We start from the raw sequence: 13,307 nt of genomic DNA, 5'->3' as shown, positions 1-13,307 counted from the left end.
CTTATTTCTTATGACGAATACGTGGGTTAACAATGCCATACAGCACATCAACCACTAAGTTAACGAAAATAATCAACGTTGCGACCAGTAAGACGCCACCTTGAACCACTGGATAATCTCGACGTTGTAATCCTTCAATTAACCAACGACCTAACCCCGGCCATGAGAAAATGGTTTCCGTCAAAATCGCACCGGCGAGCATCACACCGACCTGCAGACCAATTACCGTGACAACCGGCAGTAATGCGTTACGCAGGGCGTGAATTAAAATCACACGAGCACGACTAACACCTTTGGCTCTCGCCGTACGAATATAGTCTTCCCCTAATACTTCCAGCATCGCCGAGCGGGTCATACGCACAATCACAGCCAGTGGAATGGTTCCGAGTACAATGGATGGCAAAATTAAGTGTTCCACTGCATCTTTGAAGTCTCCCGCTTCCCCCCAAATTAGGGTATCAATCAGCATAAAGCCCGTGAGCGGATTCGAGTCATCAAGGAAAACGGTGTCACTTACCCTTCCCGCAACGGGAGTGAGATCCCACTGAACAGAGACCAGCATGATCAACATGATCCCCCACCAGAAGATCGGCATAGAGTAGCCCGTTAATGAAACACCGATCGCCGTGTGATCGAAAATTGAACCACGTTTAACTGCCGCTAAAACCCCGACAGGGATACCAACAGAAACCGCAAAAATCATGGCGCAAGTGGCTAGTTCTACGGTGGCTAAAAAGCGAGGTAAAAATTCTTCCCAAACGCCGATTCGGCTTTTTAAGGAGATCCCTAAGTCGCCATGCATTATGCCGTTCAGGTAATGGAGGTATTGTTTCCAAAGTGGCTGGTCGAGTCCTAATTCAGCCATTAAATAAGCGTGTCTTTCTGGGGATAATCCGCGTTCACCCGCCATAATCATGACAGGGTCGCCTGGGATCATGTGAACGAAAGCAAAAGTAAGTAGCGTGATACCGATAAAGGTGGGGATCACGAGCCCGAATCGTCGGAGGATAAATTGCAGCATATCCTGAGTCTCTTTAATAATGCCGTCGACGGCTCTTAGTCCGCTTGGCTGGTCAGAAAAACAACGTTTTCATCTGCTCACAAATAACTAAATTTATCTGCATCTTCTGAACGTCAGAGGAGAAAACGCCCTCCGCTGCAAAGAGGCAACGAAGGGCATTTACAGATTAAAAACAATTACTTATCAATGTCTACGTTTTCGAAGTGGTGTTTACCTAACGGATCAACCACGTAGCCTTTTACTTCTTTACGCACAGGCTCAAACACGGTGGAGTGAGCGATGATCAGCGCAGGCGCTTGTTCGTTCATGACCACTTGAGCTTGTTTGTACAGTTCGACACGTTTGTTGTGATCAGATGTCATACGTGCCGGCTGGATCACGTCTTCAAAGCTTTGATTACACCATTTAGAGTAGTTAGAACCCTGTTTTTTCGCGGCGCAGCTGAATAAGGTCGCGAAGAAGTTATCAGGATCACCATTGTCCCCTGTCCAACCCATCATCACCGTTTGAGGCTCGCCGCTCTTAGCACGTTTCAGGTATTCACCCCACTCGTAGCTAACCACTTTCGATTTAACGCCGATTTTCGCCCAGTCAGCTTGGATCATTTCTGCCATTCGACGAGCATTCGGGTTATATGGACGTTGAACTGGCATTGCCCACAGGTCAATTTCAAAACCTTCTGGGAAGCCCGCTTCCGCCAGCAATTTTTTGGCTTTTTCTGGGTTATATTCGGTATCTTTAATCGCGTCGTTGTAACCCCACATAGTTGGTGGAATTAAGTTTTTCGCTTTTTGACCCGCACCTTGATAAACCGCTTGGATAATGGCGTCTTTGTTCACTGCCATCGACAGCGCTTGACGAACTTTTTGGTTATCCAGTGGTTTTTTCTCAACGTTGTAAGACAGGTAGCCTACGTTCAGACCTGGCTGCTCCAACAAGGTAATGTCTTTATCTGCTTTCATGCGCTCTAAGTCTGCCGGGTTTGGATACGGCATCACTTGGCACTCATTTTTTTGCAGTTTAGCATAACGCACTGACGCGTCAGGGGTGATAGAGAAGACTAAACGGTCAATCTTCGGTACTGTGCCCCAGTAATCTTTGTTTGCTTTGTACAGAATACGAGAATCTTTCTGATACTGTTGCAGTTCAAAAGGCCCTGTTCCGATTGGGTTCAGGTCAACTTTCTCTGGGGTTTTTGCCTTCAACATTTGATCAGCATATTCCGCTGATAAGATTGATGCGAAGTCCATTGCCATATCCGCTAAGAATGGTGCTTCTGGGCGTGTTAATGTGATACGGACGGTGTTGTCGTCGACTTTCTCAACTTTGTCGATGATTTTATCCATGTCCATTCCCATAAAGTATTCATAGCTGCCGCCAGAAACTTTGTGGTATGGGTGGTTTGGATCTTTTTGGCGCATGAACGTGTAGATCACGTCATCCGCATTTAAGTCGCGGCTTGGTTTGAAATCTTTATTGGAGTGCCATTTCACGCCTTTACGCAGGTGGAATGTGTACACTTTACCATCGTCACTGACTTCCCAGCTTTCTGCTAAGCCCGGCTCAATTTCAGTTGTACCTAGCTTAAATTCAACCAAACGGTTATACAGAGGGATTGAACTCGCATCATAAGTTGTTCCAGAGGTGAATAACTGCGGGTTAAAACCTTCAGGTGAACCTTCAGAACAATAAACCAGTGTTTTAGCCTGTACTGAGGCTGATACCGCTAAAGCAGCTAATGTTAAGCCTACCGCCAATAAACCTGTCTTTTTCATCGAGAGCGTCATTGGTAATGCTCCTGTGGTGTATGTTGTTTTATCGAATACTGAAATCCATCTTGGATAAGACAGATGCCGTATCTGTATTTTTTGTTATTCACTATGCAATTAATCAACTGGAATACATTTCGTCAATAGCATTATTCACTGTAACAATTTCGCTTAAATAACATTTTTCGAATAATTTTGGTGTAAATATAGCCTTATATGTTACAAAAATGTTTATTTTATAGCGATTATAACCACAGAAACATTACTGGATAGATTTTTATAAGGACGTTAATTATTTGTATATTTGTGATTAAGTGCTGAATTACTGAGCGGAAATAGTGGGCAATACAAAAAATTGCAACATAAAACGCTAAATAGGATTCACATGAAACTATTTGTTAGCTGATTGTTTTGCATGTTTTTTATACTAAAAAGAATTATTGGCGGATTTATATATCCTCTTACCATTTTCAGGGGATCACGGGGGAAAATACCAATCACATTATGAAAGCGGGTTTTGATTAGCGGACTTGTTTTGATAGGTAGACTTGTTTTGATAGGTAGACTTATTTTGTTCTGAGGCGCTTAGCTTAAAAGCAATGGAAAGCTTATTAATACGTCATGTGCATTAAATGAGCGCAATAGTCGTCACTAAAAGTGAGCTGGAAAAATGAGAGAGATAGAAACGAAAAAACCCACCTCAATGAGGTGGGTTTTAGAATTTGGTCGGCGAGAGAGGATTCGAACCTCCGACCCACTGGTCCCAAACCAGTTGCGCTACCAAGCTGCGCTACTCGCCGAAAACGGTGTGAATAATACTGCCAAGAATGGGGATCGTCAACCCTATTTTTCGCTAAAACCGTTCGTATGCTGATAAAACCATCAAAATGGTATGGTTTCTTATTTTTACGTCTATTTTTGGGTAAAAAATAAGCGCTAAAAATATTTTAGCGCTTATTTATCCCAATCATTGGGAAGGTCATATTTATGCAATTATTTTCTAAATCAAAAATAACCGACTAAAAATCAACCTATTGAAGCAGTGAAATATCTGCTACTTTTAAGAATAGCTCGCGAAGCTGGCTTAACAGTGTTAAACGGTTATTCCGCACAGCAGGATCTTCATCCATCACCATAACGTTCGCAAAGAACTCATCAACCACTTCACGTAAAGAGGCTAACTCAACGAGTGCTTCTTGGTAGTTACGTTCAGCAAACATTGGCGCAAGCTTGTCTTGCAGTACCACAACGTGAGTCGCTAACTTCACTTCTTCTGGTGTTTTCAGTACAGACGCTAACACGCTATCAGCGAGTTTCTCCTCTGACTTACTCAGAATGTTAGAAACACGTTTGTTAGCAGCTGCCAGCGCTTGTGCTTCTTCTAAAGAACGGAAGTGAGTCACTGCTTTAACACGCGCATCGAAGTCAGCTGGCTGAGTTGGGCGACGTGCTAATACGGCTTGGATAGTGTCAATGCTGTAGCCTAGTTCTTGGTACCAAGAACGGAAGCGCCCCAGCATGAACTCAACCACATCTTCCACGACATTTTTGTTAGTTAGTTTATCGCCATACAGACGCACAGCCTCTTGGGTCATTTCCACAAGATCAAGCTGATAGCCTTTTTCAACGATAATACGTAACACACCTAATGCCGCACGGCGCAGAGCGAATGGGTCTTTATCCCCTTTCGGATGCTGGCCGATACCGAAAATACCTGCGAGGGTATCCATTTTTTCTGCTAATGCTAATGCCGCAGAAACATCGGTAGATGGCAGTTCATCCCCCGCAAAACGCGGTTGATATTGTTCTTTCAGTGCAAGAGCAACATCTTCTGACTCACCGTCATGGCGAGCATAGTGCATTCCCATGACACCTTGAGTGTCTGTGAATTCAAAGACCATGTTGGTCATTAAGTCACATTTAGCCAGTAAGCCTGCACGAGTTGCGTGATTTACATCCGCACCAATCTTGCTTGCAATCCAACCCGCTAACGCTTCTAAGCGGTCAGTTTTATCACGCAGAGTACCTAGCTGTTGCTGGAACAGAACGGTTTCTAAACGTGGTAAGTTATCTTCTAAGCGCTGCTTACGGTCAGTTTTGAAGAAGAATTCCGCATCCGCTAAACGCGGGCGAACAACTTTTTCGTTACCGGAGATAATTTGCTGAGGATCTGATGACTCAATATTCGCCACGAAGATAAAGTTCGGCATTAACTTGCCTGCATTATCATAAACAGGGAAATATTTTTGGTCGCCTTTCATGGTGTATACCAGTGCTTCAGCAGGAACTTCTAAGAATTTCTCTTCGAATTTTGCTGTTAATACTACTGGCCATTCAACCAAAGAAGTCACTTCTTCAACTAAGCTGTCGGTTAAGTCTGCTTTACCGCCCAACGCCTGAGCTGCTTTTTCTGCATCGGCAATAATTGTCGCTTTACGCTCAGCGTAATCTGCGATTACTTTACCGCGAGTGCGTAAAATTTCTGGGTATTGTTCCGCGTTATCGATAGTAAATTCAGCTTCACCCATAAAACGGTGACCGCGAATAATACGATCGCTCTTAATACCAAGAATTTCACCCTTCACAACATCGCTACCCAGCAGTAATGTCACAGTATGTACAGGACGTACAAACTGAGTTTCTTTATCTGCCCAGCGCATTAATTTAGGAATAGGTAATTTCGCCAGTGAACGGCTAACCATATCAATCAATAATTCGCTGACTGGCTGCCCTTTCATTTGTGCGCGATACAGTAACCATTCGCCTTTATCGGTAGTTAAGCGTTCTGCTTGGTCAACGGTGATCCCACAGCCACGCGCCCAACCTTCAGCTGCTTTTGTTGGTTTACCTTCAGCATCAAATGCTTGGGAAATTGCAGGGCCACGTTTTTCAACTTCGCGATCTGGCTGAGCCGCGGATAAGTTTTCCACTTTCAGCGCTAAACGACGAGGTGCAGCAAACCAGTTCACTGCACCATGAGCGATATCTGCACCATCTAATTCCGCAGTAAAGTTAGCTGCGAATGATTCTGCAAGAGAACGAAGAGCCTTCGGCGGTAACTCTTCTGTACCGATTTCCACTAGGAAAGTCTGTTGAGTCATGACAGCCTCTTAGTTCTTATGACACATAGGGAAACCCAGCGCTTCACGAGAAGCATAATAAGCTTCTGCCACCCCTTTCGTCAGGGTACGGATGCGTAAAATATAGCGCTGGCGTTCTGTGACTGAAATTGCCTTACGGGCATCCAGTAAGTTAAAGGTATGAGCCGCTTTTAAAATACGCTCATAAGCCGGAAGTGGCAAAGGCGTTTCTAAAGCAAGCAGATATTGAGCTTCTTTCTCATACTCTTCGAAGCACTTGAATAAGAACTCAACATTGGCATGTTCAAAGTTATACGTGGATTGCTCAACTTCGTTTTGGTGATAAATATCGCCATACGTGGTTTTACCAAGCGGGCCATCACACCAAACCAGATCGTACACGCTATCAACGCCTTGAATATACATAGCAAGACGCTCAAGACCATAAGTGATTTCACCGGTAACAGGCTTACACTCCAAACCACCCACTTGCTGGAAGTAAGTGAACTGAGTCACTTCCATACCATTTAGCCAAACTTCCCAGCCCAGACCCCAAGCACCCAGTGTTGGGTTTTCCCAGTTATCTTCCACAAAGCGGATATCATGGACTGTTGGGTCAATACCAAGTTCTTTTAATGAACCTAAGTACAACTCTTGGATATTGTCAGGTGAAGGCTTAATGATCACCTGAAATTGGTAATAGTGCTGTAGACGGTTCGGGTTTTCACCATAGCGACCATCTGTTGGTCGGCGAGATGGCTGAACATAAGCTGCCGCGATAGGTTCTGGACCTAAAGCGCGCAAACACGTCATTGGGTGTGAAGTACCTGCGCCGACTTCCATGTCCAGTGGTTGAACAATGGTACAGCCTTGGCGCGCCCAGTAATCCTGTAATGTCAGGATAAGACCTTGAAAGGTTTTGGTATCAAACTTTTGCATGTTAGATCCGCACGCGATACGTGAAATTTAAGAAAGTGACCAGTATACCCTTTGACCGCCAGATATACAGCAATGAATACGCCTGTAACCATTCTAAAAAGAAAAAAAATTAATTTCATCTCTTTAAAACTGTATTTTTATACAGTATAAAGATTCTATTCTTGCCCACAAGCTGAACATTATTAGAAAAAGGATGAAAAAATGGAAACTTCAGTTACTCGCTGTCATTGGGTCAATCAAGATCCCGAATATATTGCCTATCACGATAATGAATGGGGAAAACCCACCAAAGATAATCAAGAATTGTTTGAAATGATCTGCCTCGAAGGTCAGCAAGCAGGGCTCTCTTGGTACACCATTTTGAAAAAGCGCCAAGGGTACCGAGAGCTGTTCCATCAGTTTGATCCCGAAAAGATTGCCATGATGGATGAAAAAGACGTAGAGCGGCTTATGCAAGACTCAAGGATCATTCGTAATCGATTAAAAATTAACGCGATTATTGCTAACGCCAAAGCTTATTTAGCGATGAAAAACCAAGGAATAGATTTTTCTACTTTCATTTGGGGCTTTGTGAACCACCAACCCATCGTCAATAAATGGACTGAATCCGCACAACTTCCTACAGAAACAGAGCTTTCTAAGACGTTGTCTAAAACACTGAAAAAACATGGCTTCAAATTTGTAGGCTCTGTGACTTGCTACGCCTTTATGCAAGCCACCGGGATGGTTAATGACCACCTTGTAAATTGTTGCCAATATCGATAAATCAAAATTTATCGATGGAAACTGAACACATAACAACATAAATAAACTAAGCTTAGTCAATAAGTTAATCCAAAAAACCAATTTATTACCTATGTTTGACATTTTATATGAAAAAGAACTGCAATTAAGCTATTGAACTCTAGATAGGAGCGCGGTATGTTGGAAATTCCATTAACAACCTAATAAACAAATGTGAATAAATACAATGAATTTCTCTAAATTTGGTAATAAATTTGCTCAGAATTCAGGTATTTCAGAATTAATGAAAGACTTGAATGAAGGCCTCAGAACCCCCGGCGCTATTATGCTTGGCGGTGGAAACCCAGCTCATATCCCTGAGATGGATAAATATTTCCAAGACCTCCTCGCTGAAATGTGTGCCAATGGGCAATTAACCGATACCTTGTGTAACTATGATGGTCCTCAAGGCAAAGATGCCATGTTGAAAGCGCTAGCAGCAACTCTAAAAGCGAAACTAGGCTGGGATATCAGCGCGAAAAATATTGCGCTAACAAACGGCAGCCAAAGTGCGTTTTTCTATCTATTTAACCTACTTGCTGGTCGCTTTGAAGATGGTATCTCTCGTAAAGTTCTTTTCCCAATTGCCCCTGAATATGTGGGTTATGCAGATTCTGGACTTGATGACGACCTTTTTGTGGCAAATAAGCCGCAAATTGAGTTTTTACCTGATGGGCAGTTTAAATATCACGTTGATTTTAACACCCTTGAAATTACTGAAGATATTGGCGTTATCTGTGTATCTCGCCCAACCAATCCAACAGGGAACGTGATCACTGATGAGGAAGTTCTGCATCTTGACCAATTAGCTAAGCAACACAATATTCCATTATTGATTGATAATGCGTATGGCGTTCCCTTCCCCGGTATTATCTTTAGCGAAGCCACACCATTTTGGAATGAAAATGTCATTCTGTGCATGAGCTTGTCAAAACTCGGTCTACCAGGAACTCGTTGCGGGATTATTATTGGTAGCGAAGAGTTAATTGATGCCATCAGTAATATGAATGGCATTATTAGCCTTGCTCCGGGAGGTATCGGTCCAAGCATCGCGCTTGAAATGCTACAGCGTGACGATTTGTTTAAGCTTTCTCAGAATGTTGTTGGGCCATTCTATAAGCAGCGCGTGGAAGAAGTGATAAAGATCATTCGCCGCTATATTCCTGAAGATAAATGCCTAATTCATAAGCCTGAAGGCGCTATTTTCTTATGGTTGTGGTTTAAAGACCTGCCGATTAGTTGTTTAGAGCTCTATCAACGCTTAAAAGCACGTGGTGTGTTGATGGTTCCGGGACATTACTTTTTCCCAGGACTTGAAGAAGATTGGCAACATGCCCATGAATGTATGCGAATGAACTATGTGCCTGAACCAGAAAAAATTGAGCAAGGGATTCAAATCCTTGCTCAAGAATTAGAAAAAGCCTATCAAGAATCTGAACGCTGAATCTAGAAATTGAGTTAAAAAAAGCCCTTTCTATTGAGGAAAGGGCCAAAATTAGCGAGAACTCCATAATTGAAATCGAATATATTTGTTCACGACAAATTTTATTCGCGGTTATTAAACCACTTTTTTGATATCAGTTATGGCGAGAACAAAGACCAATTACACCTTTATATAGACGGATACTTTTTCTCCACACCCTATTCCTTTCATGACTCACAATCATAATGCCCAAAATAAGATGGCTAACAACTGCGGCGAAATAATGCGTAAAAACATGGCTAAAGGGTATACCGTGGCATAAGAAAGAGCCGGTGCTCCGCTGGTTGGGTGGATATTATTTGCAAAAGCTAATGCTGGCGGATCTGTCATAGACCCAGCCAACACACCGCATAGGCTTAAATAATTCATTTTGCCGAAAATACGAGCGACTAAGCCGGTGATAAACAGAGGAATAAAGGTAATTAATAGCCCATAGCCAATCCATGTAAGCCCATCCCCTTGAATAAGAGTTTCAATAAAACTCCCTCCCGAATTCAGTCCTACAACCGCTAAGAACATCACAATACCAAGCTCTCTCAACGCTAAATTTGCACTTGGTGGCATAAACCAATACAGCCGGCCAATGGTACCTATTCGCCCAAGAATCAAAGCAACAACTAATGGCCCGCCCGCTAAACCCAACTTCAATGCAGCAGGAAAGCCCGGTACAAATATCGGTAACGAGCCTAAAACAACTCCCAAACCTATCCCAATAAATACCGGCAGCATCTGGACTTGCTGTAATTTCTGTTTCGCGTTTCCAAGTATTGCAGTAACCGCTTCAATTGATTCAGGACGACCAACAATATTGAGAATATCACCAAATTGCAGTACGGAATTGTTGTTTGCCATCAGGTCAATCCCTGTCCGGTTCAAACGCGTTACCACCACATCATATTTCTGCTTGAGATTCAGCTCTTTTAAGCGTTTACTTAGTACAGCGTCATTAGTCACGACCACTCGAACAGAATGCAATACAGAACTGGAAGTTGATAATGACGCTTCAACCTCTTCACCAAGAATGAGGCGAACTTTATTTAAATCCTCTTTTTGCCCAACAACATGCAGTAAATCCCCAAGGTGTATTTCTGTCGTCGGTTGAGGTACCACCATCATTTCCCCGCGTTTTAGCCGCGAGCAAACAATATCTTCGCTGCCAAGCATGGGTATATCTTGCATCATCAAGCCATCAAGATTGGTATTGCGCACCGCGATGTTCATCGTTTGCAGTGAGTCACGATGCTGAACATTCGCACTATTGAACTCCGCGGCTTCTTTATCTACTGAGATACGGAAGACAATACGAACTAGCCACATCACCAGCAAAATACCGCAGATTCCCATCGGGTAAGCCATCGCATACCCCATTCCCATTTGTCCCACCAAACTCGGGTCTGACCCTAAATCAGATAGAATTTGCTGCCCAGCCCCTAACGATGGCGTATTCGTGACTGCGCCCGAGAAAATGCCCAAAATAATCGGTAGAGGGATATCTGCAATTTTATAGATAATAGCGGTAACGACTGCCCCTAAAATAACCACCATCAAGGCAAAGCCATTAAGTTTTAAACCAGAAACACGTAAAGAAGAGAAAAAACCGGGTCCAACTTGTATCCCGATGGTATAAACGAAGAGGATCAAACCAAATTCTTGAATAAAATGCAGCATGTCATTATTGAGAGACAAGCCATAACTTCGCGCAAAATGCCCAACAATAATTCCACCAAAAAGAACCCCGCCAATCCCTAAGCCCACATTGCGGATTTTCCAATTACCTATCCATAAGCCTAGTGCGGCAGCTAATGCTAATAAACTGACTGTAAGCGCTAATTCACTCATAGACCGCTATCCTTTTGACAACAATGAACCAAAATACGGGACATACGGAGTTATTACATTTGCAACTGAATCGATTGTGCCAAATAAACACAGAGGAAGTTGTGTGATAGAGCACAGTTCACAGCAATTCAATTGAGCAATTTTATACTTTAGTTAAAAACAATTTAATTGCTAATTATTAACATCACCGACATAAAATAATACAAAAAAGAGCTATTATTCAGAGGGTATCTTAAATAATAATAGGGTCGTTCGATTGTGAATTTTTAGTTTTTAGTTATTATGATCTCTGATTAGACAAAATCCATTTCAATGCAGGTCAACATATATATGCCAAGCTTGATTTTTTTTAGGTCGTTCGCATTTTCCACATTATTGACTCTTACATTAAGTGGCTGCTCCAGTATTATGACTCATGCAGGCCCTACTGATAGCTATTATCCTGGAACAAAAAATAGTGTTGATATGCTGCAACATGAAGATACGGGCTGGGTAGTTAAGCCATTACTGGTTATCGATTTACCATTTACTGCACTTATGGATACATTATTAATCCCCATGGATTATATGCATTCAAACGGCTCACAAGAGGCCGACTCACCGAAAAAACGTTTAGAACAACTTGATAAACAGCAACTTGATAAACAGCAACTTGATAAACAACAGCCAAAGAACCCTCAATGATTGCCCTATATTAAAGTAACTTATTGATGCTCTAATCAGGAATATAATACTTAAAATACAATTAATATTATTAACTTAATTTAGGTTAATAACACCTTTATCTTACTGACTAAATTTCCATCTTTTTTTATCTATTTTATTAATCCAATACTTATTAATTTCAAGTCAATATACTTTAATTGAATATTGAGCATTTAATTTAATGATGACCTGAACTCTCTTTTTCTGAAGAATAAAGAGATGAAATTCCATCTTTTTATTCTTCATAGGTGTTATTCCAGATAAAATTTAATTAGATAGTCCTGTTTCGACAATATAAATCTGCCTAAACCCATCAATATCTCGCATAAATGCTACAAATTTATCATTTGGAGAAAAGACAACGGCATCTGCAACAGGGGCTATTTCTGTTCTTTGGGTTAACCGTTCTAAATTTCCGGTCGCTACATGGCAACGCACAACGCTATTGTCATACACAAAGCAGAGATACTCACCGGTCTTATTCCAACTAAATGCAGACTGAATTGAAGACTCGCCAAATGTCACTTGGGTGGGTGTCCCTGTTGCCGTTGCCACCAACCATAGTTGCACAATGCCATGATCATCATGCATCAAACAAGCAATTGATTCGCCATTTGGTGAAGAACGTAACCAGTGTCTTGGCTGTTTCGCTAACCCTGGAAATTTCCGATGATGCGTATACGTTAAGCGCCTTTGTTTCACATTCTTAGGCGGCGCTGGCATGGTTTTTTCGGTACCTTGCAGAGGTTCATCACCTTGGATTTTGAATTCATTGGGGTCTTCGGGTAAATCAACTAAATAAACTTCAGGGATCACGTCACCATTTTGATGATGTGTATCTCCGATAAACGCTAATGCGCGTGCTTGCCACTGACCTTGTTGATCCATATAACCATGTTGACCAATCCATCCCTCTTCATAAGCTCGGCTTATCTCGTCACTATTCGGAGTTGGCGCCAAAGTCGTCTTCGTCACAACACTACAGAAAAAATTGCCGCTATATTCTCTTTCATGACCAATAGGTTCAACGGTCACAGCGCCTGCAGGTACAGCAACAGCCACATTGCGTTGGTCTAATTGGATATCGAGTTCATGCAAAACATGGTCATTATAGGTAAAGCTCAGCCACTTCCCGTCAGGGCTGAAAACATGAACATGCGTTCCGCCTCTGAGCGCACCCTCCATATAAGGTGGCGTAATACACATTGCATCAATCGGATGAGCAATACCAAGTTGGTTTTCATCAACGTAAATACCCCGGCGATGATGGAAATCATACTGCCAAGACTCATCGGGATATTCTGGTCCCTGAATAAAAGCATAACGAGGCGGATTTTCAGCGCTTACAGTGACTACGCCAACATGGGCACCATGCAATCCTCGATAGATTTCCACTTTTTGATGAGTTGTAACATGAATTTTTTCTATGGTTTTCCCTGTAAATGAACTGCCACTTGGTCGAACATCATAAGCTAACCACTGGCTATCTGGTGTCCAAACATTAATATTTGTAAGCTGATGACTCCGCGAATCCTCAGTAATACATATTTCTTTATAAGGCATTTTATTGTTCAATCTGTTATCCTTTGACATCATTTAACACAGGCTATCGGATTACTTTAACTAATCAATTCTTTAAGAGAATAAAAAATCTCAGTCGAGAAGTTTCACAAGTAATATTACCCTTA

The 13,307-nt window shown here is 42.2% G+C and carries 9 protein-coding genes and 1 tRNA gene; 3 read left to right on the top strand and 7 right to left on the bottom strand.

The window, feature by feature from the left end; genetic code table 11:
* Nucleotide 1 precedes the first annotated feature (1 nt).
* The 5 genes from dppB to glyQ all read right to left on the bottom strand — a co-directional run bounded on the left by dppB (nt 2) and on the right by glyQ (nt 6,809).
* Nucleotides 2-1,021 carry a dipeptide ABC transporter permease DppB gene (gene dppB / locus GKR48_RS01635; protein ID WP_036948611.1) on the bottom strand — a complete coding sequence of 340 codons (1,020 nt, stop codon included), beginning with the start codon at nt 1,019-1,021 and terminating at the stop codon, nt 2-4.
* Between the two features lie 176 nt (nt 1,022-1,197).
* A complete protein-coding gene (dppA, locus tag GKR48_RS01630) occupies nt 1,198-2,808 on the bottom strand; it encodes a dipeptide ABC transporter periplasmic-binding protein DppA (RefSeq protein WP_154626465.1) in 1,611 nt (536 codons plus the stop codon).
* Nucleotides 2,809-3,513: 705 nt separating this feature from the next.
* A tRNA-Pro gene (locus GKR48_RS01625) sits at nt 3,514-3,590 on the bottom strand.
* 231 nt (nt 3,591-3,821) lie between these two features.
* Nucleotides 3,822-5,891 carry a glycine--tRNA ligase subunit beta gene (glyS, locus tag GKR48_RS01620; protein ID WP_154626463.1) on the bottom strand — a complete coding sequence of 690 codons (2,070 nt, stop codon included), beginning with the start codon at nt 5,889-5,891 and terminating at the stop codon, nt 3,822-3,824.
* A gap of 9 nt (nt 5,892-5,900) precedes the next feature.
* Nucleotides 5,901-6,809, bottom strand: a complete 909-nt coding sequence (gene glyQ, locus GKR48_RS01615; protein WP_006659589.1) for a glycine--tRNA ligase subunit alpha — start codon at nt 6,807-6,809, stop codon at nt 5,901-5,903.
* 201 nt (nt 6,810-7,010) lie between these two features.
* On the opposite strand from glyQ, the gene GKR48_RS01610 reads away from it, so the two are divergent.
* Both GKR48_RS01610 and GKR48_RS01605 read left to right on the top strand, forming a co-directional pair.
* Nucleotides 7,011-7,574, top strand: coding sequence for a DNA-3-methyladenine glycosylase I (locus tag GKR48_RS01610; RefSeq protein ID WP_154626461.1), 564 nt, complete (start codon nt 7,011-7,013; stop codon nt 7,572-7,574).
* 205 nt (nt 7,575-7,779) lie between these two features.
* The gene (locus tag GKR48_RS01605) at nt 7,780-9,036 is read left to right on the top strand and encodes a valine--pyruvate transaminase (protein ID WP_154626459.1); all 1,257 of its coding nucleotides are present in this window, start codon (nt 7,780-7,782) and stop codon (nt 9,034-9,036) included.
* 219 nt (nt 9,037-9,255) lie between these two features.
* Here GKR48_RS01605 and GKR48_RS01600 read toward each other — a convergent pair whose 3' ends face one another.
* Nucleotides 9,256-10,914: a putative transporter gene (locus GKR48_RS01600; protein ID WP_154626457.1), complete on the bottom strand. Its 1,659-nt coding sequence runs from the start codon at nt 10,912-10,914 to the stop codon at nt 9,256-9,258.
* A 330-nt stretch (nt 10,915-11,244) separates the two neighbouring features.
* Between GKR48_RS01600 and GKR48_RS01595 the strand changes: the two genes are divergently transcribed.
* Nucleotides 11,245-11,598, top strand: a complete 354-nt coding sequence (locus GKR48_RS01595; protein ID WP_154626455.1) for a YceK/YidQ family lipoprotein — start codon at nt 11,245-11,247, stop codon at nt 11,596-11,598.
* A gap of 288 nt (nt 11,599-11,886) precedes the next feature.
* On the opposite strand, the gene GKR48_RS01590 is transcribed toward GKR48_RS01595, so the two are convergent.
* Complete coding sequence (locus tag GKR48_RS01590; protein WP_195848211.1) at nt 11,887-13,215, bottom strand: DUF3748 domain-containing protein; 1,329 nt, start codon at nt 13,213-13,215, stop codon at nt 11,887-11,889.
* Between the last annotated feature and the right edge of the window lie 92 nt (nt 13,216-13,307).

It is taken from the genome of Providencia sp. wls1943 (assembly GCF_009706275.1).
In the GTDB taxonomy this organism is placed as follows: Bacteria; Pseudomonadota; Gammaproteobacteria; order Enterobacterales; family Enterobacteriaceae; genus Providencia; species Providencia zhijiangensis.
This window is presented reverse-complemented; position numbering and strand designations above follow the sequence as displayed.

What these genes read in the sequence shown, in the direction of transcription:
- dppB (WP_036948611.1), bottom strand. Translation starts at nt 1,021, where the DNA reads ATGCTGCAATTTATCCTCCGACGATTCGGGCTCGTGATCCCCACCTTT.
- dppA (WP_154626465.1), bottom strand. Translation starts at nt 2,808, where the DNA reads ATGACGCTCTCGATGAAAAAGACAGGTTTATTGGCGGTAGGCTTAACA.
- glyS (WP_154626463.1), bottom strand. Translation starts at nt 5,891, where the DNA reads ATGACTCAACAGACTTTCCTAGTGGAAATCGGTACAGAAGAGTTACCG.
- glyQ (WP_006659589.1), bottom strand. Translation starts at nt 6,809, where the DNA reads ATGCAAAAGTTTGATACCAAAACCTTTCAAGGTCTTATCCTGACATTA.
- GKR48_RS01610 (WP_154626461.1), top strand. Translation starts at nt 7,011, where the DNA reads ATGGAAACTTCAGTTACTCGCTGTCATTGGGTCAATCAAGATCCCGAA.
- GKR48_RS01605 (WP_154626459.1), top strand. Translation starts at nt 7,780, where the DNA reads ATGAATTTCTCTAAATTTGGTAATAAATTTGCTCAGAATTCAGGTATT.
- GKR48_RS01600 (WP_154626457.1), bottom strand. Translation starts at nt 10,914, where the DNA reads ATGAGTGAATTAGCGCTTACAGTCAGTTTATTAGCATTAGCTGCCGCA.
- GKR48_RS01595 (WP_154626455.1), top strand. Translation starts at nt 11,245, where the DNA reads ATGCCAAGCTTGATTTTTTTTAGGTCGTTCGCATTTTCCACATTATTG.
- GKR48_RS01590 (WP_195848211.1), bottom strand. Translation starts at nt 13,215, where the DNA reads ATGATGTCAAAGGATAACAGATTGAACAATAAAATGCCTTATAAAGAA.